The sequence below is a fragment of the Pseudomonas sp. GW823-FHT02F05 genome (assembly GCF_058797315.1).
This window is the reverse complement of the sequence record NZ_JBXAJM010000002.1, coordinates 254,667-278,754: the sequence shown is the minus strand read 5'-3', so window position 1 is coordinate 278,754 and position 24,088 is coordinate 254,667. Positions and strand designations below refer to the sequence as shown.

The window sequence follows — 24,088 nt, the reverse complement described above, 5'->3', positions numbered from 1 at the left end:
GTCGTTCTCCCGTCAATGGCAGGCTCAAGAGGCCTTGTTATTGGACTTTTTCGCGGCGCTCTTTTTCGCCGCAGGTTTACCCGCCAGGCTGCGTTTGAGCAGTTCCGTCAGGTCGATGACATCCGCGGATTTTCGCTCTTCGCCGCCTTCGGCCGTTTCCACATCTTCGATCTTGCCGGCCTTGGCCTTCTTCGCCACCAGCGCCCTGATCTTGTCCTGGAAGCTGTCACGGTACTCATCGGGCTGCCAATCGGCGCTCATGTCTTCCACCAGGCGCTTGGCCATGTCCAATTCACCTTTGGCCAGGGTCGGCTTTGTCACATCGCTGCCCAACTCCAACTCATCCAGGCTGCGCACTTCGGCGGGCCAGCGCAGCATGACCAGCACCAGCGCCGACTCCAGCGGCATCAACGCAGCCAGATGCTGCTTGGTGTGCAGCACCACATTGGCCAGGGCGACCTTGCCGGTTTTTTTCAGCGCTTCGCGCAGCAATGCATAGACCTTGCCGCCGCGTTTATCCGGGGCGAGAAAGTAGGGCGTGTCGATGTTTTGCAGGGGGATCTGGTCGCTGGCGACGAAGGCGATGATTTCGATGGTCTGGGTGGACTTGGGGTGTGCCGAGCGAATTTCGTCTTCGCTGAGCACCACATAGCGTCCTTTTTCAAAGGCCACGCCCTTGACGATATTGTCTTTGGTGACTTCCTTGCCGGTGGTTTTGTTGATGCGCTTATAGCCCACCGGGTCCATGCTGCGCTTGTCCAGCCAGTCGAAGTCGACGCCTTGTGAAGAGGTCGCCGAGACCAGCGATACCGGGATGTGAACCAAGCCGAAACTGATGGCGCCTTTCCAGATTGCCCGTGGCATAGGTGTTATTCCTCAACGAAGAGCCTGTGTGCTGGTGACTCGCAGAGCACGGCAAAAGTTTCGGCGGATAGATGCTCGGACAGATCGTGTTACACCTGATGAGAAACTATTTAGTGTCACAACGCGAACCCACGGCGTAGCGTGTTATCGAAAGCACGTAGTACTTGGCATAGAGAGGTTTGGCCATGAACCCTTGTGTACGTCATCTTGCAGCACTGGCGCTGGGCCTGGCCCTTGCGCCATTGGCCCAGGCGCAAAACCTGCCAGGGCGTAACGACTACGGCCCTATTCACCGGGCCAACCCCAATAGCATGCAGGGCACCCAGCCCAATACACCGGCGGTACGCAGTATCCAGCCTGTCCCGGCAAACCCGCGGCCGACGCTGGAAAACGGCGGCATCGGCAACCGCTACCCCAAGCAGGAGGCGGCCCCCAGCCCACCGGCCACCGCACCCAAAGCGCCCACCTATGATGCCAACGGCAATCGCCGCTAAGGATCTCGCCTTATGTTTGTACGTAAAACCCTGCTAGCCGCCCTGTGCGCCAGCGCGTTGCTACCGTTGAGCGCGGTGTATGCCGCCGATAGCCAACAGTTCCCCAGTGAGCAAGGCAGCATCACCGCCACGCCGGTTGCCAAGGGCCTTGACCATCCGTGGGCACTGGCATTTTTGCCGGACCAGCAAGGTTTCCTGGTGACTGAGCTGCCTGGAAACCTGCGTTTTGTGAGTCCGGACGGCAAGCTGTCTGCGCCCTTGAAGGGCGTGCCGCAGGTATGGGCCAAAGGGCAGGGTGGGTTGCTGGATGTGGTGCTGTCGCCAGACTTCAAGCAAGACCGCCTGGTTTACCTGTCGTACGCCGAAGGCGGCGGCGAGGGTGGAAAGGCCGGCACAGCCGTAGGGCGTGGGCGTTTGGCGGCCGACTTGAGCGGCTTGGAGGACTTCAAGGTGATACTGCGCCAGGAGCCCAAGCTGTCTACTGGCAACCACTTTGGCTCGCGCTTGGCCTTCGACCGTGATGGCTACCTGTTCGTGACTCTCGGGGAGAACAACGACCGCCCCACGGCCCAGGACCTGGACAAGCTGCAAGGTAAAGTGGTGCGCATCTACCCGGATGGGCGCGTGCCGGACGACAACCCTTTCGTCGGTCAACCCGGCGTGCGTCCGGAGATCTGGTCCTACGGGCAGCGTAACCCTCAGGGGCTGGCCCTGAACCCCTGGAGCGGCACGATCTGGGAACATGAACACGGGCCCCGTGGCGGCGACGAAGTCAATATCATCGAGCGCGGCAAGAACTACGGTTGGCCGTTGGCAACCCATGGCATCAACTATTCCCTGCTGCCGATTCCGGAAGCCAAGGGCAAAACGGCAGAGGGCACAGTGGCGCCCCATCATGTCTGGGAGAAATCGCCGGGCATCAGTGGCATGGCGTTCTACGACGCCGACCGATTCAAGGCATGGCAGCACAACCTGTTTATCGGCGCGCTGGCCAGCCAAGAGCTGATTCGGTTGCAGTTCGAGGGGGACAAGGTGATCCACGAAGAACGCTTGTTGGGCGAATTGAAAGCGCGAATTCGCGATGTGCGGCAGGGGCCGGATGGCTTTCTGTATGTGCTGACCGATGAGGATGACGGCGTGTTGTATCGGGTTGGGCTGAATCAGGACTAAACGTACGTGGGGCTGACAGCAGACGCTGATCCAATTGATGCCCTGCGATCCAAGTGTGGGAGCTGGCTTGCCTGCGAAGGCGGTGTTTCAGGCGCTGAATCTGTTACTGCACCACCGCTTTCTTAGGCAAGCCAGCTCCCACATTGGATCTCATTCGGTCTGCAGAGTGGGGTTATAGCCCCAGCTCTGACAGGCCGGGATGCTCATCCGGGCGCCGCCCCAGCGGCCAATGGAACTTGCGCTCGCTCTCTTTGATCGGCATATCGTTGATGCAGGCAAAGCGGTTGGCCATCAAGCCGTTCTCGTCGAACTCCCAGTTCTCATTGCCGTACGAGCGAAACCAGTTACCCGAATCATCGTGCCATTCATAGGCATAGCGCACGGCGATGCGGTTATCGGTGAAGGCCCACAATTCCTTGATCAGTCGATAATCCAGCTCCTTGGCCCATTTGCGGCTCAGGAACTGCTTGGCTTCTTCGCGGTTATGGGCAAATTCGGCGCGGTTGCGCCAGTTCGTATCCAGGGTGTAGGCCAGAGACACGCGTTGTGGGTCGCGGGAGTTCCAGCCGTCTTCCGCCAGGCGGACTTTTTCGATGGCCGAATCGCGGGTAAACGGCGGCAGGGGTGGACGGACGTCTTCTTGGGCTGACATGGGCGGCTCCTCAAAGTAATTAAGGTTGGGTCGAAAGTTGCCTGGTCTGTGAGTTCAAAGTTGCAGTAAGGTCCGCGCCATGCATTGCGCATTATCGGCAGCTGTTGAATCACCCATGACCAGGGCGACGGTAATGGCACCATCGATCAGGATCAGCAGTTGCGCGGCCTGCTGCTCCGGGTCGGGAATGCCATGTGCTTGGCACAGTTCAAGTGCGTACTTGAACAGTTTGCGTTTATGGGCTTTGGCCAACAGGCGCACCGGGTCTTGGGCGTCGCCGGTTTCACCGCTGGTGTTGATAAAGGCGCAGCCGCGAAAGTCCGCCGAGCCGAACCAGCGCTTGAGCGCGCTGAACAGCTCCAGCAGGCGCTGGCCGCTGTCGTCGCTGCGTTCCACTTCGCTGCGCAGCCACTGCATCCAGCGCTCGTCGCGGCGTTGAAGGGCAGCAATCACCAACTCATCCTTGTTGGCGAAGTAGCGGTAGATACTCTTTCTCGACACCCCGGCGGTTTTCACCAGTAAGTCCATGCCGGTGGCAGCAATGCCGTGGCGATAGATCAATTTTTCGGTGACGTCGAGGATGATGTCGCGGGTTTCATTCTGAGTGATATCGTTCATGTTTCGCACAGTAGAACGATCGTTCTTCATGGTCAACCGGTTTTTTGAATTGCCCACTGCGAGACCTGAGCAGCCTCATGGTGTAAGCTTTGGGCCTCTTCGGATTCGACCCATTGCGAGCCCTATGCCGTCGTTCTTCAAACGCTCCCTGTTGCCCAAGCTGCGCGGTTTCCCGTTGTCCAACGAGGCCATTGAAGTGCTGCCCAGCGCCGACGCCTACCGTCGCTGCTTGTTGGAGAAAATCGCCCAGGCCACGCGGCGTATCTACATCGTTGCCTTGTACTTGCAGCAGGATGAGGCGGGGCAGGAAATCTACGACGCGCTGCATGCCGCCAAGGCCGCACGGCCCGAACTGGACATCGTGGTGATGGTTGATTGGCTGCGTGCCCAGCGCGGGTTGATCGGCGCGGGCAAGCAACCGGGCAACAGCGCCTGGTACCAAGCGATGACTCAGCGCCACGCCACCGAAGTACCGGTGTACGGCGTGCCGGTGCAAACCCGCGAGCTGTTCGGCGTGTTGCACCTCAAGGGTTTCGTGATCGATGACAGCGTGCTGTACAGCGGCGCCAGCCTGAACAATGTGTACCTGCACAAGTTCGATAAATACCGCTTCGACCGTTACCATCTGATCCATAGCCAACCTTTGGCCGATTCGATGCAGCATCTGGTGGAACACGGCCTGGTGGCGTCCAAGGCCGTGCATCGCCTGGACCTGCCGAACCCGCCCACCACTCGCAGCCTGCGCAACGACATCGGCGACCTGCGCAGCCGTCTCAAGCATGCGGCCTACGACACCACGGCCGGCCAGTTTCCCAACGGTCATCTGTCGGTCAGCCCATTGCTGGGCGTCGGCAAGAACAACCCGTTGAGCCGGGTGATCCTCGAATTGATCGCCAGCGCCCAGCAGCAGCTGACTATTTGCACGCCGTATTTCAACCTCCCATTGCCGGTGACCCGTGAGATCAACCGCGCTCTGGCACGCGGTGTGAAGATCGACATCGTGGTGGGCGACAAGACCGCCAACGATTTCTACATTCCGCCCACCGAACCTTTCAAGGTGATTGCGGCGTTGCCGTACCTGTACGAGATCAGCCTGCGACGCTTTGCCAAGCGGCATCAGCCGATGATCAACAGCGGCCAGTTGAACCTGCACTTATGGCGCGACGGCGATAACACCTACCATCTAAAGGGCATGTGGGTGGATGAGCGCTACACCTTGCTCACCGGCAACAACCTCAACCCTCGGGCGTTTCGCCTCGATTTGGAAAACGGCTTGCTGATCGACGATCCACAAGGGCAGTGGCTAGCGCCGCGGCGTACCGAGTTGGCCCAGATCTTCCAGCACGTAACCCGTATCGAGGGCTACCAACAGTTGCAAACGCTGGTGGATTATCCACCCGCGGTGGGCAAGTTCCTGCGCCGGGTCAGTCGAGTGCGCATCGAGCGGTTGCTGTACCGTATTCTGTAGGACTGTTTTCACCGCCTTAGGAGTTTACCTACTCGCATAGCTTGTGTTGGTTGCTACGTTGTTTCTCGACGGTTCTTAGGGACGAGAACTCTGCCCTTGATTGGTTCAGAGGAAACAGACATGTCGAGTATCAGCCCTAGTCGCGACACCCTTGCGTTTACGCCGCCGCTACATTCTGTGAGCCCGGCGGCAAACGCCTTCCCCGACCCCGTTGTTCGCAGCAAGCGCGAAGCAGCCTCAAATCCTGCTGTAGATAGTCCCCGACGATGGACGCTGCAACCTGTGCCCTTGGCGTCGAGCGAGGGTGATCACCGCCTGCGTAACGAGCTGGCGACATCAGCCACGCGCCACGCGTGGGATTCCCTCGTCCAGATCCCCACCGACAGCACTTTCTACGCAGGCTTTGCCGCTTTGCGCAGTGCGTTCAATACTGATGAAGTCAAGGCGTGGATTATGAGCAAAGGCATGGCCCTGGACACCGTGGTGGTAAAACCGGATTCGATCACAGGGCTGGTCTTAAGCGGTCGCGTGGGAACGCGAAAGACGTTCACTCTGAACGACGATTCTGGCTGGTGGCAGGTCGGGGCCCGATTGCGCGCCGCTGCCACGGCGCTGGATAGGGCGGGTAATGGGGTGGCTTATGTGCCGGAACAGTCCGACCGGTTTTCTCGCAATGCTGTCTTGCAGTGGCATGACATCACCCCGCCAACGAATGCCGATGAGTTGGCGTTGGTGCGTGGACATCTGTTGGCGGAGGAATGGTCCGGTTGGTCAACCGAGACAAAAGGCCGGCTGCAGGGCAGCAGCCTTGCGGCAAGAAAAACCATCGACCGGCTGGACGAGCGTCAATACCTGGCAGGTTGCCTGGCTGATCTGGTTCGCAATCGACCCGACGACGAAGAGGTGTCGCTGGCCGATGCGCAGACGCCGATCGGCGCCACGTCGGTGCTTGCCACAGACGGTGCCGACAAGGCCGCCGTGCGTGATGTACTGATTTCTCACGGCTTCCTCGTACCCAAGACCGCGAAGGAAGTGCGCAATGTCATTCGCTGGTTGCAAGCTGCGGTGGCGCCTGCCCCCGCGCTGGGTAATTACGCGCAATTGCTTGCACGACCATGGGTACCGGGCATGTTGTCTGAAAATGACAAACGCTTGATAGCGCAACTCTTGAGCGACGATGCCATCGGTCGCAGCGAACCGAGTCTATTGCGCGCCTTGGATTTTCAAGGCGTACTCGATGAGCACACCCCGCAGGAGGTGCGTGCCAACGCCGACAAGATACTGGAGCGGATACTTGACCAACCGTTAGCTCTGGAATGGGGCAAGGCCGCTGCTCGCAGTCTGTATTTTCAGGGCACGTCCGGTACTTATGACTTATCAACCCTCGAAGCCAAGCAGTGGGAACTCACGGCGGTTCTGCTGCAGATCGACCCCGAGATGCCTCGGCGCCCTGGAAACGTTGCCGGTTATGACATCTATCAGCCCGCCAACAGTGGACGGACGATGGCATCGGTACGCGCTGAAATCGAGACCCAACTGGCTCAGAACACCTTGCTCGATCCAAAGACGGTACCGCTGGCCGCGCATCTGTTGTTGGCCAGTAGCGCGCCCGAGTTTCTGGTCCGGGATATCCCTTCCACGATGCGGATAGGCTCGGTGGAATGGGCCGACTTTCGCCTGGGGGTCACGTTTGCCGAGCGGCAAGGTGGGCCTGGTTGCTCGCGGCGCATGAGCTACACCGAAATTATGGGACTCAGCCGGCTGAGCACCAGTACGCCGGGCGAAGCGGCGGTATTGGATAATTATGGGATCGACGTGTTACTCGATTGGGGCTTGATGCGCGGGCTTTATGAAAAGCCAGTGGATGGCCGCTACACACAGCAGCACCATCTGCAGGCCATCACGGCTTTCAATGAGGAGTGCGAGCAACTCGTTTATGCGTTGGAGCAGTTCAACCTGCCGCTGCCTATACGAGAAGACTCGGCGATCAGGAACTTGCAGACAGTATTTCCAGGCCTGAGCGCGGAACAGTTGAAAGCCATGCGGGTATACATCGCAGACCCGGATGAACGCCGCAACATGAAGCTGTCCGAGCCGAGAACGCGTACGCTGATCGAGGCGTACATGACCGGCGACCTTACAAGGGACCGGTGGATGCTGCTGGCGCCCGGGGAGCAGCCGCCACAACCAGCCCGGCGCACCTCTCCATTTGTCATACCGCGGCTGAGCGCATCCGACCAGGCAGCCGTTGATGCCAACGTGCAAGCGTTGAACGCCAGGATCGCCCATTTACCGGATGTGCAGGCCCAGTTGCCTGGTGAAGTCGATGCCTACCTGGACAAACTCAAGCAGGGTTTGAGCATCGCCACAAGACGCATGATCGCCCAACTGCCGTTGGCTGATCGCCAAGCCTTGGAGTGGGGGGACGTGGACCTGTTTGCCTTGCGCGAGGCAACCGATAGCGTGCCTGAGATAGATGTAACACCGGAGCAGGTGGAGGAGCGCAGAGGGCGAAAGGGCACGCTGATACGCTGTAATTACAACGGGGTAATCAGCTACTTCGAGGTGTTCCCGGACAAGCTGTTGATCGTCAAGCGCGAAGACCTGCCGCGTGATTTGGCCCTCGGAGGGACCTTTCAAACGGTGCCGAAGACGTATGGGCCTTGGGCGGTGTCAGAGCTCCCCATGCGGCTGGGCGCGGTGGAACCATTTGATTTTGCCGCTTACAGCTCCAATGCCTTGCCCAGGCCCGGTGTGACCTCGCCAGGTGTCATTATTGATAAACTGGGCGAGACCCTGCACGCTACGCCGGTCTCTGTACAGGGCGAGGCATCCAACCAGGTGCCTAACAGTTTTTCGTCGCCCCGCACCCAGTCAATTGTCGATCGGATCATGCAGGGCAATTTTATCCATCATCGTGCCAGCGTGCTGAAGGTCGCGCATGGCATGTTGCCGCTGGAACAAAAGCGCGAAATATTGCGACGCAACGACAGTATTTTGTTGAGCATGATCCCGTTTGTCGGGGCCGTCATTGACCTGACCAAAGGCAACATCGTTGAAGGGATGCGCGGGCTGATCATCGACACCGCCGGGGCATTCGCAGGTGGGGCATTTGGAACCTTGAAACCGCTCGTCAAGTCCACAAAAGCTGTGGCTCCCTTCGGCGTCAAGGCGTTTCGCGTACTGGAAAAGGGGGTTGAGGTGGTCAGTGGCTTCTTGAACCCACTGGATGGCGCGGCAGATTTGATGGCCGCTGGAGGGAAAGGGCTCGTCGCGCTGCCTAAAGCGTTAGGCAGGGCATCGAACCCCTCAGTGCTTTTAAAGCTTGGCGTGGTGGAAGAAAAACTGCGCACTTGCCTGGGTGTATCAAACCAGTTGCAGGCGCCGCACAATGTCCAGGAGCAGGCGGTTCAGCCTGGTGCTCATAACGGACACAATCATTCGATACCGGTGTACGCGGTACAGACCGATGGACGTTGGTACGCGACCCATCCAAAGACCGGGTTGCCGACCGGCACGCCGCTGGATGGGTTTGAAGCACTGCCCGCATGACGACCTGAAACACTTCAGGCAGCGCCCTCGCCGTGACGTACGGGGGGCGCTTTCGATCAGTTGAGTCCCAACTTCCCACGCAAAGTGGACAAATCTTCCGCCAGTGTATTGACCGGGCCCACTAAAGCCTTACGGTCGTTTTCCTTGACTTTGTCGTAGGTCTCGAAGCCGCCATCCGAGGTCTTGTATTTGGCCAGGATCTTGTCCACGGCGGCGAAGTTTTTATCGACCTTGGCCAAAAATGCCTTGTCTTGGTGGTCGATCTGGCCACGGAACAGGTCGACGATTTTCTTTGCACCGTCGATGTTGCCTTGAAAGTCGTACAGGTCGGTATGGCTGTAGCGGTCTTCCTCACCGGAAATCTTGGTGGCGGCGACTTCCTCAAGCAGCGCTGCGGCGCCGCCGACGACTTTTTCAGGCGGGAAGGTCAGGCCGTCAACCCGGGTTTTCAGGTCCAGCACGTCCTTGTTGAGTTTATCGGCCAGGGCGGCGAGACCCTGGGTGGTGTTCTCGGAGAACAGGCTGTACTCGATGCGGTGGAAACCGGTGAAGTCTTCGGCCTTGACGCCTTTCTCGTGATCGTCGACGCGTGAGTCGATGGACGCGTCGAGGTCGCTGAACAGCTCGGCGATCGGCTCGATGGACTCATAGTGCACGCGAGTCGGCGCGTAGAGCTTCTTGGCGGTGGCCAGGTCGCCTTTATTGATGGCGTCAGTAAACGCCTGGGTCTGGGTGACCAGCTCAGCGATTTCTTCGGTGACGTAGATTTTGTAATCCGACACCGGGCCCACCAGGTCCAACGGCGCAGTAGCGGCGAAGCTTGCCAGTGGCGAAAGGCTGAGTAACAACAACGCGATAGACGACTTCTTCATGGGATGCATTCCGCTGTGGGGTGTTTTAGGTCTTGGCAGGGGGGTGAGGGTGCGTTGCGGCGAGCAGCGTGCGTCCGATGAAATCCTTGGGCCCGGTGACACCCGGCAAGGTAAAGAAATACCCGCCACCCACTGGCTTGAGGTACTCCTCCAGCGGTTCGCCGTTGAGCCGGGTTTGCACGCTGATAAAGCCTTTCTCCAGGTCAGCCTGGTAGCAGATGAACAACAAGCCCATGTCCAGTTGACCGTTTTTGTTGACGCCGTTGGAGTAGTTGAACGGCCGCCGCAGGATCAGGTTGGCCTGGGTCTGCGGGGTGCGCGGGTTGGCCAGGCGGATGTGAGCATCAAGCTTGGTCAACTTGCCTTGCGGGTCCTTGCGGTAGTCCGGGACCTGGGTTTCGTGCTGGCCGTCCATGGGCGCGCCCGTGGGTTTGATACGGCCGATGATGCTTTCCTGTTCTTGCAGCGGGGTGCGATCCCAGCGCTCGACAAAGTTACGGATGATGCGCACGGCCTGGTAACTGCCATGAGCGGCCCAGGCCGGCTCGTCGCTGGTGGGCTGTACCCAGACGATCTGGTCCATGGCCTTGTCATCGTTGGAGTTGGGGTTGGCCGAGCCATCGCGAAAGCCCAGGAAGTTGCGCGCACTCTGTGCCGGTTCGCCGGGCTTGGCCGGTGCCTGGGGCGGCACGCTGCCTTCTTGCTTCCAGCGCACCAGCAGCAGGTCGGGCAGGTTTTTGACGATGTCGCGCAGCGCGTGGATATTGGTGTCTGGGGTGTTGGAGCTGAACTGCAGGCTCAGGTCGCCGTGACACTGCGCCGGTTCCAGTGCATCGTTGGGAAAGCCGACCATGCGACTCAGGCGCTTGGGCTTGGCGGCGGCAAGGCCGAAGCGTCCGTCGAACAACGACTCACCGACCGATACTGTAATGGTCAGGTTATCCGGTGTGACCACAGGGCCAAGGATGCCGGAATCGGTGGGCGGCAATTTCGGGTCGACCTGGGGCACGGTGCCGCCGGTCATCAGAAATGCGATGCGCTCGTTGAGGGTGCGGAACAGACGTTCCAGGTCTTGGCGGTCGCTGGCCAGTACATCGAACGCCACGACCATGCCGCAGGCCGGGCGCGGGGTGACGATGCCGCTTTGGTGCTTGCCGAAAAACGCCTGGTGGTCCTGGGTCTTGTCACTGCGTGGTGCGGTGGTGACTTGCTCAGCCGCCATCGCCGGGCAGGTCAGGCTGCTGCCGGCAATCGCAGCGCCGGTGGCCGCCATGCCCAACAGGACGCGGCGACGTTGGAGGTCAAACTGTTCTGTATCACTCATGTATGCGGTCGTCTTCACTGCAGGCCGGAAAGGCCAAGGGCGGGGTCGATTCCATCGAGTGCAACGGCCAGTGCCTTGGCCTTGTCGCCGATCTGCTTGCGCTGATCGGCTGTAACCTTGTCGTAGCTGGGGTAGCGGTCATTCACCTTGAGCCCGTCGAGTTCGCTGTCGAAGGCGTTGAGCGCGCTGTCGATAGCGGGCAACAGGTCGGCGGCGGACTTGACCAGCAACGGGCGCATCAGGTCGACCACCTTGCGCGCGACCTGCAGATTGGCGGCAAAGCCGTTCAAGTCGATGTGGCTGTAGCGTTCCTCTTCACCGCTCGCCGCCCGCACGTCCGCCAGGCTGTTGAGGTTGCGGACCACGATGCTCACCAGTTGCTCCGGGGGCAGGGACTGGGCCAGTAATTGCTGCTTGAGCGTGGTGACGTCGGTAACCAGGCGTTGGGCGACCGGCGCGAGGCCATCAAGGCTGTGTTGCTGGAACAGGCTGTATTCGAGGCGGTGGAAGCCGCTGAAGGCAGGGTCCTGCTCGCGCTGTTCAAAATAATCTGCGCGGGCATTGATCGCGTTATCCAATTCGGCCAGACGCTGAGACGCCGGCGCCAGGCGCTGATACGCCTCGCGCGCCGGTACATACAGCGCCTGGGCCTGGGCCAGGTCGCCGGCGGCGATGGCCTGTTGCAGGACCGTTACGGCCTTGACCAGCGCACCGCCTTGGCTGCTCAGGTACACGCGAAACTCCGACAACGGGCCGATAAAGGCCACCATCGACGGCTTGGCCTTGGCCTGGGCGTCAGACTCTGCCGTGGGCGTGACATGCAAGGTGCCGCGAGGGTTGCTCAGCAGGCCACAGGTAATGGCGTAGTCGCCGGGCAGCAGGTTGGCGTTGATCACTTGGCTCAGGCCTGGGGCGATGTTTTCCCGCTCTTCGACCACCAGCACGCCGTCGAGGATTTCCCACTCCACCGCGCGGTCGGAGCGGTTGATGATGCGAAAGCTGGCATGTCCTGCTGGTACCGTCAGGGCGTTGGGTTCGCAGGCGTGGCCGTGGATGGTCACCGCGATTTCATTGTGGTTGGTCTGGCGCTTGCCGGCGGCCAATTGCGAGGCGTAGTAGAACAGGCCTCCGGCGGCGATCATCACCACCACCGAGCCGGCCACGCCCCAGCGCAGGGCGCGGGACGGCGGGGCCGATTGAGGGGTTGGGTTGGACAAGAGACGGTCCTTACTGGCTGGAAACTGAAGAGGTATTGGCAACGGGCTGGGTAGGGGCCGCGGGCAGGAAGAACATCACCAGGGCCACCACCAGGTAAATCAGATAGGCGCCCAGGGTGCTCACGGTCGGCGCCTCCTGGTAACCGAACATACCGGCCAGTACCGAACCGAGCGGGCTGTCCATGGGCAACGCAGCGCTGAAGTCGAATAGCACGGTCTGCCAGTGATTCCACACGCCGGCTTCATGCAGGGCTTGCACCGAATTGGCGAGAATGCCGGCCGCGACCACCAGGATGAACAGGCCGGTCCAGCGGAAAAACGCACTGAGGTTCAGGCGCATGCTGCCGGAATAAATCAGCAAACCCACAACAATGGCCAGCGCCAGGCCAAGCAGGGCGCCCACCGGAGCGCCCGGACCTTCGCTTTGCTGGAACACGGCCAACAGGAAGAACACCGTCTCCAGCCCTTCGCGGGCCACGGCGAAGAACACCATGGCGATCAAGGCGAACACCTGATGCCTGGAGCCGGCCAGCGCATGATCGAGGGATTCATGCAGCGAGTGTTTAATCGAGCGCGCCACTTTGCGCATCCAGAACACCATGGAACTGAGGATGCCCACGGCCACCAGACCGACGACACCTTCAAACAATTCCTGCTGCTTTTGCGGGAATTCCGCACTGACCAACTCCAGGCCGCCGCCCACCAGCAGCGCCAGCGCTGCCGCCAGGAACACGCCGATCCACACTGCAGGCATCCACTGGCCACGCCCGGTCTGTTGCAGGTAACTGGCGATAATGCCAACGATTAATGCCGCTTCAATGCCTTCGCGCAGCATGATTAAAAAAGGAACGAGCATCGGGCACCCGGGCACAACTAGTTAGGGAGCTAAGTTGTAACATAATGATACTCATTGCTAAACAAGAAATATTGACCTTTGCTGAACGTGGGCTGAACGGTGGTGGCGAAGCGCAACCGCCTTTATGATGCAGACCACCCAGACTGCAGCCGGACAGTTCAACGCCCCATGTCGGAAAAAGACACTATCTCCATCCACCTTGTGCGCGAAGCGCTGTTGCACAGTTGCGCGCCGGGAGCGGCCACCGTTGAGGCATTGAGCAAAGTCGGGATTGACCCGGCGTTGCTTGAGCAGCCCGACGCTCGCGTGGCGGCCACGGCCTATGCACGTCTGTGGCGCTTGCTGGCGCGGCGCAGGGACGATGAGTTTTTTGGCATGGACCCACGCACACTCAAGTCCGGTAGCCTGGCGTTCCTGTGTCGCGCCTCCATGGCGCAACCCAGCCTGGCGGCCGGCCTGGAAACCGGCTTGGGGTTTCTCTCGTTGATGCTTGAGCATCTTCCGGCCCAACTGGTTCGCCAACAGAGTCTGGCGGAGATCGTCCTGCTGGAACCTGATGAGCCAAAACGCGCTTTTACCTATTTCACCTATTGGATGATCGTCCACGGCGTCGCCTGCTGGCTGGCGGGGCGGCGCATCCCGATCCTCGCCATTGAACTGCGTTGCGCGCAGCCGGACTTCTGTGACGATTACCGGGTGATGTTTTCTGACAACCTGCGCTTTGACCGACCACGCACACGCATGATTTTTTCAGCCGATTGTCTCGACCTGCCGATCAAGCGCAGTCCGGAAGAACTCAAGCGCTTCCTTGCCCGTGCGCCGGCCAACATCCTGGTCAAATACCGCGATCCCGAAAGCCTCGCCACCCGCATCAAGCACGACCTGCGCCAGATGCCGCCCCATACCTGGCCTGAAACCGAGGGCCTTGCGGCCAGCTTGTGCATTTCCGCTTCCACCCTGCGCCGCCGCCTGGCAGAGGAGGGGCAGACTTATCAGGGGCTCAAAGACGGTGTACGCAAGGAGCTGGCGATTGTGTGGCTGGCTGAACCGCAGATCAGTTTTGCCGAGATTGCGTCGCGGTTGGGGTTTGCCGATACCAGTTCGTTCTACAAGGCGTTCCGCAAGTGGTCCGGGTCCAATCCGGGGCACTTGCGCAGCCTGATTCTGCGCGACGCGAGTTGAGTCGGCGGCATTTAGCGTAGCGAAAGGTCTGGCTTGCGCCTCGTCTTTTTCCTATGGAGCCAGCGCAGACCTTCTCTCAGTCTGGAAACCCTTATTGAACGCTGGGTCATGGACGTGTTATCAAAAGTTCCTGCAGCAATACCTCTTCTCTCTTCAGCGCGTTTCGGTCCCCCACCTTTTGTTACCCCCCCTGAGGTCTCGTCATCGTGGGTTGCCGGGTCGGATCCCGCGCAACACAGATTCACTCAAGGCGAGGCGGACGCGATTGACCGGCAAGCCTGGTTGACCGTCTTGGAGCGCAGTGTGCTCGATAAGGCTGACTATGCCTTCGTCGACCTGGCGAACCTGCGGTTTAACCTGGCACCCCGTCCTGGCGCCGTCGACAAAGACACCACCGCGCTGGCGTTTCTGCAACAACGTTTTCCAGGGCTGAGTGGTGAAAACCTGCCGCGAACGGCCGCGCAGGTGCGTAACCTGATCAATTGGCAGCGTCTTGGGCTACCATCGAGCCCTGCCTTGGGCAACTACACCTGGGCATCTGCGCAGGCACCCGAGCCAGGCCACCCAAGCCTGAGCCTTGACGAACGCCAACGCTTGGTCGAGGCGTTAAGAACCTATGTCGGCGACGGCATCCTCACCAGCATGAACGTGACCACGCAAAACATGGATGATCAGATCACTCGGCATCTGAGTAGCCATGCACCGCTCAATCGCTATCGGCAGAACACATTGCTGGCTGCGATTGGGCGTGATCCTGCCGGGTTTTCAAACGACCAGCGCAACCAATTGCTGCTGACTGCCCTGATGTTGAGCATTGACCCCGAGCTGGGGCAGCGTAGAAACCATATCGCAGGTTATGACCTGTACTCACCGGCTAACGCCGGGCGTACCCTGGCAGAAGTCAAGGGCGACTTGAAGGCGCATCTGGTGCGCAATGGGCGCGTGCGGCCCGAGGCGGTGGATGCCACTGTGCATATCATGCTGGCCAGTGTCGCTCCAGAGTTTGTGCTGCCAGACACGCCGGATACGTTGCGCATCGGCTCTCCTGCCTGGGTGGTACTCAGGAAAACTGTCGCGTTGCTGGAGGAGTCAGCAGAGGGCTCCAGCCGCACCCTCACCTATGACCAGGTGCTGGAGCGCGCCATCCTCCAGGCCCAGACGCCGGAGCAAGTGGTGTTGTTTCATGCCATCGAAACAGAACCGCTGCTTGATTGGGCAACGATGCACGGGGTCATTGCTCGGCGAGCGGACGATCAGTACACCGCCCAAGACCTGCAAGTCGCGGCGACAAAATACAACGACTATATCGAGAGCTCTCATCAGGCGCTTATAACACTGAGCACCCCGATAAAAGACCGGCGAGCGCGAGCGCAGGCTGACCTCGAACGCGTGCTTCCGGGGCACGATCTGAACGAACCGATGCATACCGTGGCGTACCGGTTTCCCCAGTTGCTGTCTAATATGGTGCCCGGGTTACCCTGGTTGCAGCGCAGTCTCGGCTTTAAGGAAAGCCTGGTTGACCTGCACATGAGCGGCAATCTCAAGTACGGTGAATTTGCCTCGACCAGGCTTGTGGATATGACTGGCGCCACGTTGTTCAAAGATGAATATGACCCCAGGCTGGCTTCCCTGCGGGTGCACTTCACGAGGTTGAAACATTCCGGGCAGTCCCTTGCCGAGGCTGTCAAGGGTGATACCGAGCGTTTTCAAAAGGCCGTCTCCACGGGCCTGAAAGACATTCTCAGCAAAATGCCCTACGCGGACCGGCAGGCACTGGCCACTCAGGAACTGACCTTTTATCGAGTCGAGGCCGAGTCCATTAATGGCGCAGGTACTTCCATAACAGATGCCGATGAGCAACTCCAGGCGGTGAGGGGGCGCTATGGCTTCCTGATCGGCGTCGGGCAGGGCAAAGATGCCAAGTGTTATGAGTTTTTTCCCATGAGCGGGACCTATGTCGAACGGCACGACTTCAAGGCGATGCTGGACAAAGGCGAGGCAATCGTCCCGCGGTTGTGGGTGACCCGTATGAAGTCCCACGTGGACGGTCCACGGGCGGGGGCATCCGAGGTGCAGATCAGGGCATTGCGCGAAACACTGCCGGCGGCGACATCTTCACAAACGCTGGCACCGCTTGGTTTTTTTTCGGAGCGGGCCAATGCGATTGCTGACTACGTAGCCCAACGCAATCTGGTGCTGGATCCCGAACAACTCCTCACTACCGCAATGGGGCAAACGGCCTCGGAGCGTTTCCAGGATCGGGTCAAACGGGTCAGTAAAACACTTGTAAATACATTGATTCCCTTCAAGGCTTGCTACGACGACATTGTCTCCGGGCACGTCAAAAAAGATCTGAGAGCGTTGACAGGGTGCGCCACCGACGTTGCGGTAGCCATTACTGTCGTCGCAGGAGGTGCAGCGGAGGGGGCTGCAGCGTTCGATAAGGCGCAAACCGGCTTTTCCAGGCTGGCGGCGGCTACCCGGGCGGTGGGGACAGTCACCAACGGTTTGCTCAATCCATTCGCCGGCCTCTCTGAACCTCTGCTCAAAGCCGCCAAGTGGGTAGGAAGCCGCCTGTATCGGCTTGGAGAGAAGTCCCAGAGCGTGGTGCGCGCCGCTTGGAAAGCGCAACTCGAAGAACAACGGGTCGGGCGCGTTCGGCAAATGCGCCGCGACTCGCTAAAAAGCACAGAAAAGCCGCAGGAAGAGCGCCCGGTGGAGACGCAACCGAACGAAGGCAAGGTCAAGCCAGGGCCGAGAGCCACACGCGCGGAGGTCAAGGAACTCATCGAGCGTTCGCAGCCGCTGATGGTGTCCAAGGTGGACGATGCACTTAAAGCGCTAGCAGACCCTGCGCTGACTGAAGACGTGGACTTTGTGCTCAAGAGCTTCCAGGGCATTAGACCTGATCACGCACGAAAACTGATGACCTCTCGCCTTACACGGCTCAAGACCAACGCTCAAGCGCTGACCACCAGAAACATAAAGTTCATGCGCTCCCGGGACCAACGATGGGTGGCGCAGGTCATCCCGGAAGATTTCAAGGTCGATAAGACGGGGAAATTCATGGAGGTCAACATCGATGGTGCCAAGCGCTATTACCAGCATTTCGGCTCCCACGAAGGCGCTATGAGCAACGCGTTGATTCATGAATTGGACCACCTGCCAGGCCCTGTGAGCCGAGGTACGCTTGATCTCGCCTACCTCACGCGGTTGAGAACAGATGAAGAAAATGCGGCAGGTTTGCTCAACCTGGCCAACGGGCATACCGACCCTGCAGTGTTGGTCCTGCCAGGTGAAGATGCACCAGTCCTTGTGGGCAAGACGGGCGTCAACATGTATGGCTCCCGCGCCGGCAATCTCAACGCGGAGTCCACGATGACCAGTGTTGCCCTGCTGTCTCAGCTCAAGACAGACCCCAACTTGTTCAAGCAGAACCGCGCGATAATTGAAGCCGCGCAGGCGGCTTTTGGGGAATTACCGATCACCGATCAGGTACCCATAAGAATCGTCAGCAAACGCTCTGCGCGCGCCCCCGCGCCAGGGTTGATCTACGCGATGGACCAGGGCTCCAGGAAGCTGATCGGAGTTTACCGATTAATGCAGCAGCCTCCCGGTACAGTGCTTCCCGAGCGCCCGCTCACGCATCAGCCGGCACGTGACCAGGCGTTCAAGGCCTATGTGCAAGAGCACTTGGTATTTTAAAAAAGGTTCTTTTTAGAATGGGCCGCCAGGACGGCACCTGACTTGCTTGAAAGTGGCGTTACAGGCGGGATCAGGAAATAACTGACAGCGCCCTTCGCTTGAGTATGACAGACCCTGCCTTATTGTTTTTAGGAAGTGGCTGGCATATCCGAAGCAAAAAATCGTGCACAGTTTTAATGGTGATCCTACGCGGCCGCTACAGAGGCTTTTGGGTAGAGGGGTCACAGTACTTAACTGTGAGGGCGTTGCTATAGCTGAATGAGCACGTGGTGTGATGACCTTCATGCGTTAAGTTTTCAATCCATAATGTGATGGTGAACTTATGAAGCGTTTAATTGCGTTACCCTTTAGTGCGTTGATGGTGGCGTCTGTTCAGGTGTCTGCGCTTTGCTTGAATATTTCAGAGAGCTTCACCGGGATAATCGGGCCTGGAGGTGATAGTGTCGCCCATGGTCCCTTCACGATAAGTGGTGCGAACGGTTGCTCCGGCGCAAATATAAATGCCATGGTTTCCGCTGGCGGTGCAGGGAGAAGTCCTCAGATTTATATTGATCAAGAGGTCGGCAGTTCCTGGAAAGCCGTCGCCGGTAACGCGCTTTCAGCCAATACTTCCAGGGTAGGAACCTTAGGTACCTATCGAGTGAGGCTTCACAACCCGGATGGGGAATCAAAGTCCTATTCGGGTACCGTTAGATACGGCCGCTGACCCATAGATAAATAAGGTGTGCCAGAGGTTCTGGCACACTTCGATTTGGGTTTCTGCGTCGGGATCAAGCATGCTCTTCGACTGACAGATCATTTTTCGAAGAGTTCGAGAAGTACGCCAACGCATTAATAGCGCGATTAGCATCCACCATCCCTTTTATGTATTCAGGAATGCCTTGCGATCGCCCCACGCTTGGGTTGCTTTTAACAAAGTCAAGGTAATCATCCAGCTTTTCGTTGAATAGGGCGATTGCGTTGAATTTTACCTGTGTGTTTGTTTGTTTTCCGTTGGCATCAAATGCACCATCTCCAAATGTGAATACGCCGAAAGCGTTTGCATCAATGATATTGCTCTCGTACAACCGCCTTCCGACCACTTTTAGCTCGTCAGTGCTAATAGATGTCATGTCATAGCTCTTTAAAAACTGCTTCAGGTCAGCAAGATGCGTTTGCTGCCACACTCGCAGTTCATCAACGGCTTTGGACTCTTCAGTAAAAGTAAACGTGTTCGTCGTTTTCTCTGGGTTTTTGATGACAAAAGCATCTGCCTGCTTAGAAAGCGCATTGGGCATTACCACTCTCATATCCATGCTCGTCTCCTTATAGGATGAAAGGTTCACCCTGCTATCGACCCCTTGCGACAGATATTTAACCTGTTTGAATATTTGGGAAACTTCTTTCAGATAAGTATTACACGTAGGCCAAATTGATTGATCCGCTAATGCCAGGCTAAAAAAAAGCCCCGCGACCGAATGGATCGCAGGGCTAAAAATTGGCTGGATGCGACCAACCAAAGGAGCTCTTTACATCACTTGCTGCTAGCCACCACTGTATCCGGCTGCCAACCACCCCCAAGGGCCTTGTAGATTGCGACGATGCCGCGATACAGGTCGACTTCGGCCTGGGCCTGGGCGTCTTCGGCGGCCAGGCGTTCGCGCTGGGCGTCGAGCAGGACCAGGAAGTCCACGGTGCCTTCGCGGTAGCGGATCGCCGCAAGGTCGGCGGCGGCGCGGCTGGATTCGCTTTGGCGGATCAGCGAGACCAAACGTTGCTGGCGCTTGCCGTAGTCGCTGAAGGCGTTTTCAGACTCTTCCAATGCCAGCAACACTTGCTGTTCATAGGTCGCCAGTGCGCCATCGGCTTCGGCATTCGCGCCACGCAAACGCGCGCGTACGCTGCCCAGGTCAAACGCGGCCCAAGTGATGCTCGGCCCTAGAGACCAGGCATTCGCGGCGGCCGAGCCGATCTGCGAACCGCGCCCGGCGGTGAAGCCGAGGAAACCGCTGAGGCTCACCCGTGGGAACAGGTCGGCCTTGGCCACGCCGATACGTGCGGTGGCGGCGGCCAGTTTGCGTTCGGCGCTGAGGATGTCCGGGCGCCGTTGCAGCAGTTGCCCTGGGTCGCCAATCGGCAACGCCTTGGCAATCGCTGGCAAGTCTTTCGGGCTCAGGTCCACGCTCAGCTTGTCGGGGCGCTGGCCGAGGAGGGTGGCGATGCGGTTGCGCTCGCGCACTTGTTCAGCCTGCAGTTGCGGCACGCTGGCTTCCACCGCCGCCAGGCGCGCATCGGCACGTTCCACGTCGAGCTGATCACCGACGCCAGCATCACGCAGGCTGACGGTGATGGCACGCGACTCCTGCTGGTTCTTCAGGTTGTCCAGGGCAATACGTTCGCGCAGTTGCGCACCGCGCAGTTGGCCGTAGGCATCCACCAGCTCGGCAATCATGGTGACTTGCAGCTGGTACAGGTCGGCTTCGGCCACCTGTTGGTCGGCGTCACTGGCTTCCAGGTTGCGGCGGATACGTCCGAACAAATCCACTTCCCAGGCCATGTCCAGGCCCAGGTCGTAGCGCTCGCTGTTGACGCGTTTGGTGGTCTGGCCGGGAATCTGGCCCTTGCCCACATCGCTGCTGGCGCGGGAGGTGACCACCGGCATGATGTCGTTGGCCGCATCATCACGGATGGCCCGTGCCGCCCGCAGACGGGCGAAGGCCACGCGCAGGTCGCGGTTGCCGCTCAGGGACTGGGTCACCAACTGGTTGAGGGTCGGGTCGTCGAACTGCTGCCACCAGATGCCTTCGTATTTGGCGTGGTCGTAGCTCTTGGTGTCGGCGGCGGCCGTGATATTGGCCGCCTCCAGTGGCTGGGTCTTGTAGTCCGGGCCTACGGCACAGGCGGCGAGCGCCAGCACCAACAGGCTCGGCAGGAATACTTTCACACTCATTGCTGTGTCTCCAGCTTCAAGGCCTTGGCCGCTTTGCGCGCTTCACTGCGTTCGACATAGCGGCGGATCAGTACGTAGAACACTGGTGTCAGCAACAGACCGAAGAAGGTCACACCGATCATCCCGGAGAACACCGCCACGCCCATGGCATGGCGCATCTCGGCGCCGGCACCGCTGGAGAGCACCAACGGCACCACACCCATGATGAACGCGAACGAGGTCATCAGGATCGGCCGCAGACGCAGGCGGCAGGCTTCCAGTACCGCGGCGAGCGGATCGAGGCCTTCCTGCTGTTTATCCTTGGCAAATTCGACGATCAGAATCGCGTTCTTGCACGCCAGGCCCACCAGTACGATCAGGCCGATCTGGGTGAAGATGTTGTTGTCGCCGCCCGAGATGATTACCCCGGTAATGGCCGACAGCAGCGTCATCGGTACGATCAGGATCACCGCCAGCGGCAGGCTCCAGCTTTCGTATTGGGCGGCCAGTACCAGGAACGCCAGCAGCACACAGAGCGGGAACACGAACAGCGCGGTATTGCCCGAGAGGATTTGCTGATAGGTCAGGTCGGTCCACTCGTAGGTCATGCCGTTGGGCAGTTCATCTTTGAGCAGTTTTTCAATCGCGGCCTGGGCCTGGCCGGAGCTGTAGCCCGGCGCGGCGTTGCCGTTGATTTCTGCGGTGATGAAACCGTTGTAGTGCATCACGCGGTCCGGCCCCGAGGTGTCGCTGACCTTGATAAAGGTCGCCAGCGGGATCATCTCGCCTTTGTTGTTACGCACTTTCAGTTGGCCGATCTGGTCGGAGTCCTGACGGAACTGTTGCTCGGCCTGCACGTTGACCTGGTAGGTACGCCCAAAGCGGTTGAAGTCGTTGGCATACAGCGAACCCAAGTAGACCTGCAGCGTGTCGAAGATGTCGCTGATCGCCACGCCGTGGGTCTTGGCCTTTTCGCGGTCGATGGCGGCGTCGACTTGCGGCACGTTTACGGTGTAGCTGGTGAACAGGCCGAACAGTTCAGGCACGCCGTGGCTCTTGGCAATCACGTTCTGCACTTCTTTGTACAGCTCGTCATAGCCGAGGTTGCCACGGTCTTCGATCTGCAGGCGGAACCCGCCGATGGTGCCCAGGCCTTGTACCGGCGGCGGCGGGAAGATCGCCATGTAGGCTTCTTCGATATTGGCGTATTGGCCGTTCAGTGCACCGGCAATCGCACCGGCAGACATGCTTGGGTCTTTGCGCTCATCAAAGGGCTTCAAGGTCACGAACACGATGCCGCTGTTCGGGCTGTTGGTGAACCCGTTGATCGACAGGCCCGGGAAGGCAATCGCAGCTTCCACGCCGGGTTGTTTAAGGGCGATCTCCGACATGCGCTTCATCACGTTTTCGGTGCGGTCCAGGCTCGCCGCGTCGGGCAGTTGGGCGAAGGCCACCAGGTATTGCTTGTCCTGCGCCGGTACGAAACCCGTCGGTGTGTGGGCAAAGCCGAAGAACGTCAGCACCATCAAACCCGCGTAGACGAACAAGGCAATGCCGCTGCCGCGAATCACACGGCGCACGGTGCCTACATAGCCATGGCTGGCCTTTTCGAAAAAGCGGTTGAAGGGACGGAACAGCCAGCCACCGAAGACCTTGTCGAGGAACTTGGAGAAACGATCTTTGGGTGCGTCGTGACCGCGCAGCAACACGGCGGCCAGGGCAGGGGACAGCGTCAACGAGTTGAACGCCGAGATCACCGTCGAGATCGCAATGGTCAAAGCGAACTGTTTGTAGAACTGCCCCGTCAAGCCACTGATGAAGGCGGCCGGGATAAACACCGCACACAGCACCAGCGCCGTGGCGATGATCGGGCCGGTAACCTCGCTCATGGCTTTTTCGGTCGCCGGGAACGGCTCCAGGCCCAGTTCGATATTACGCTCGACGTTCTCCACCACCACGATGGCGTCGTCCACCACGATACCGATGGCCAGCACCAGGCCGAACAATGACAGGGCGTTGAGTGAGAACCCGAACAGGTGCATCACCGCAAAGGTACCGATCAAGGATACCGGCACCGCCACCAATGGAATGATCGAGGCGCGCCAGGTCTGCAGGAACAGAATCACCACCAGCACCACGAGGATCAGTGCTTCAAACAGGGTATGCACCACCGCTTCGATGGAGCCGCGTACAAAGATGGTCGGGTCATAGGCAATGCGATAATCCATGCCCGCCGGGAAGCTCTTTTTCAGCTCGGCCATCTTGCTGCGCACATCGTTGGAGATGTCGATGGCATTGGAGCCGGGACGCTGGAAAATCGGAATCGCAACGGCCGGCTGGTTATCGATCAACGAGCGCAGCGCGTATTGGCTGGAGCCCAGTTCGACCCTGGCGATGTCCTTGAGGCGCGTGATTTCACCGTTGGCGCCGGCGCGAATCACGATGTTCTCGAACTCTTCTTCAGTGACCAGACGGCCCTGGGTATTGACCGACAACTGGAAGCTGGTGTCACTCGGCGCGGGTTGGGCGCCCAGGGCACCGGCTGCCACCTGGCGGTTCTGCTCGCGGATCGCCGTGACCACATCGGTGGCGGTCAGGTTGCGCGAAGCGGTTTTGTTCGGGTCCAGCCACACGCGCAGGGAGTAGTCGCCCATGCCGAACAACTGCACGTCACCGACGCCGCCCAGGCGGGCCAGTTCATCCTTGATATTGAGGATCGCGTAGTTGGACAGGTACAACATGTCATAACGCTGATCCGGGGAGGTCAAGTGCACCACCATGGTCAGGTCGGGGGAGGCCTTGTCCACGGTAATGCCGATGCGCGTCACTTCCTCCGGCAGCTTGGGCTGCGTGCGCGTCACACGGTTTTGCACCTGCACCTGCGCATTGTCCAGGTCGGTGCCTAGGGCGAAGGTGATGGTCAGGGTCAGCTTGCCGTCAGCGGTGGACTGCGAGGACATGTACAGCATGTTCTCGACACCAGTGATGGCTTGCTCCAACGGCGCGGCCACGGTTTCACCGATGACTTTGGGGTTGGCACCCGGGAAGTTGGCGCGCACTACCACGGTCGGCGGCACCACCTCCGGGTATTCGCTGATCGGCAGTTGGAACAGCGAGATTGCACCGGCGATCAGGATCAACAGCGACAGCACCGCTGCGAAGATCGGCCGTGAAATGAAGAACTTGGAAAAATTCATCTTGAGTCG

16 protein-coding genes are annotated in these 24,088 nt (G+C 59.4%); 6 read left to right on the top strand and 10 right to left on the bottom strand.

The window, feature by feature from the left end; translation table 11 throughout:
- Positions 1-24 precede the first annotated feature (24 nt).
- A complete protein-coding gene (gene ku, locus AC1RAC_RS03765; protein WP_034127353.1) occupies positions 25-864 on the bottom strand; it encodes a non-homologous end joining protein Ku in 840 nt (279 codons plus the stop codon).
- Between the two features lie 185 nt (positions 865-1,049).
- Here ku and AC1RAC_RS03760 point away from each other — a divergent pair, with 185 nt between their 5' ends.
- Positions 1,050-1,358: a hypothetical protein gene (locus tag AC1RAC_RS03760; protein ID WP_294165758.1), complete on the top strand. Its 309-nt coding sequence runs from the start codon at positions 1,050-1,052 to the stop codon at positions 1,356-1,358.
- Positions 1,359-1,370: 12 nt separating this feature from the next.
- Complete coding sequence (locus AC1RAC_RS03755; protein WP_198715210.1) at positions 1,371-2,528, top strand: PQQ-dependent sugar dehydrogenase; 1,158 nt, start codon at positions 1,371-1,373, stop codon at positions 2,526-2,528.
- 172 nt (positions 2,529-2,700) lie between these two features.
- On the opposite strand, the gene AC1RAC_RS03750 is transcribed toward AC1RAC_RS03755, so the two are convergent.
- Together AC1RAC_RS03750 and AC1RAC_RS03745 are read right to left on the bottom strand one after the other, a co-directional pair.
- A complete protein-coding gene (locus AC1RAC_RS03750) occupies positions 2,701-3,180 on the bottom strand; it encodes a nuclear transport factor 2 family protein (protein ID WP_236281522.1) in 480 nt (159 codons plus the stop codon).
- Between the two features lie 54 nt (positions 3,181-3,234).
- Positions 3,235-3,798, bottom strand: a complete 564-nt coding sequence (locus AC1RAC_RS03745) for a TetR/AcrR family transcriptional regulator (protein WP_492616268.1) — start codon at positions 3,796-3,798, stop codon at positions 3,235-3,237.
- 124 nt (positions 3,799-3,922) lie between these two features.
- On the opposite strand from AC1RAC_RS03745, the gene pssA reads away from it, so the two are divergent.
- Positions 3,923-5,266 (top strand): CDP-diacylglycerol--serine O-phosphatidyltransferase, encoded by a 1,344-nt coding sequence (gene pssA, locus AC1RAC_RS03740; RefSeq protein ID WP_072448600.1) that lies wholly within the window; start codon positions 3,923-3,925, stop codon positions 5,264-5,266.
- A 120-nt stretch (positions 5,267-5,386) separates the two neighbouring features.
- Positions 5,387-8,818 (top strand): hypothetical protein, encoded by a 3,432-nt coding sequence (locus tag AC1RAC_RS03735; protein ID WP_492616267.1) that lies wholly within the window; start codon positions 5,387-5,389, stop codon positions 8,816-8,818.
- Positions 8,819-8,874: 56 nt separating this feature from the next.
- Here AC1RAC_RS03735 and efeO (AC1RAC_RS03730) read toward each other — a convergent pair whose 3' ends face one another.
- Genes efeO (AC1RAC_RS03730) through efeU form a run of 4 tightly spaced genes read right to left on the bottom strand, consistent with a single transcriptional unit; the run spans position 8,875 to position 13,087 of the window.
- Positions 8,875-9,690 (bottom strand): iron uptake system protein EfeO, encoded by an 816-nt coding sequence (gene efeO, locus AC1RAC_RS03730; RefSeq protein WP_034127360.1) that lies wholly within the window; start codon positions 9,688-9,690, stop codon positions 8,875-8,877.
- Between the two features lie 25 nt (positions 9,691-9,715).
- On the bottom strand, positions 9,716-11,014 hold the full coding sequence (efeB, locus tag AC1RAC_RS03725) for an iron uptake transporter deferrochelatase/peroxidase subunit (protein ID WP_314543789.1): 1,299 nt from the start codon (positions 11,012-11,014) through the stop codon (positions 9,716-9,718).
- 14 nt (positions 11,015-11,028) lie between these two features.
- Positions 11,029-12,231, bottom strand: coding sequence for an iron uptake system protein EfeO (gene efeO, locus AC1RAC_RS03720; RefSeq protein WP_057977296.1), 1,203 nt, complete (start codon positions 12,229-12,231; stop codon positions 11,029-11,031).
- 10 nt (positions 12,232-12,241) lie between these two features.
- Positions 12,242-13,087 carry an iron uptake transporter permease EfeU gene (gene efeU, locus AC1RAC_RS03715; RefSeq protein WP_034127362.1) on the bottom strand — a complete coding sequence of 282 codons (846 nt, stop codon included), beginning with the start codon at positions 13,085-13,087 and terminating at the stop codon, positions 12,242-12,244.
- A 168-nt stretch (positions 13,088-13,255) separates the two neighbouring features.
- Between efeU and AC1RAC_RS03710 the strand changes: the two genes are divergently transcribed.
- Both AC1RAC_RS03710 and AC1RAC_RS03705 read left to right on the top strand, forming a co-directional pair.
- Entirely contained in the window at positions 13,256-14,269 is a 1,014-nt protein-coding gene (locus AC1RAC_RS03710; RefSeq protein ID WP_054895923.1) for an AraC family transcriptional regulator, read from the top strand.
- A gap of 303 nt (positions 14,270-14,572) precedes the next feature.
- Positions 14,573-17,974, top strand: a complete 3,402-nt coding sequence (locus AC1RAC_RS03705) for a hypothetical protein (protein WP_492616266.1) — start codon at positions 14,573-14,575, stop codon at positions 17,972-17,974.
- A gap of 770 nt (positions 17,975-18,744) precedes the next feature.
- Here AC1RAC_RS03705 and AC1RAC_RS03700 read toward each other — a convergent pair.
- The 3 genes from AC1RAC_RS03700 to AC1RAC_RS03690 form a co-directional block, all read right to left on the bottom strand.
- Positions 18,745-19,269: a hypothetical protein gene (locus AC1RAC_RS03700; protein WP_072448590.1), complete on the bottom strand. Its 525-nt coding sequence runs from the start codon at positions 19,267-19,269 to the stop codon at positions 18,745-18,747.
- 218 nt (positions 19,270-19,487) lie between these two features.
- A complete protein-coding gene (locus AC1RAC_RS03695) occupies positions 19,488-20,903 on the bottom strand; it encodes an efflux transporter outer membrane subunit (protein WP_054921910.1) in 1,416 nt (471 codons plus the stop codon).
- On the bottom strand, positions 20,900-24,079 hold the full coding sequence (locus AC1RAC_RS03690; protein WP_034127367.1) for an efflux RND transporter permease subunit: 3,180 nt from the start codon (positions 24,077-24,079) through the stop codon (positions 20,900-20,902). Before AC1RAC_RS03690 ends, AC1RAC_RS03695 begins: the two co-directional genes overlap by 4 nt.
- Positions 24,080-24,088: the final 9 nt, after the last annotated feature.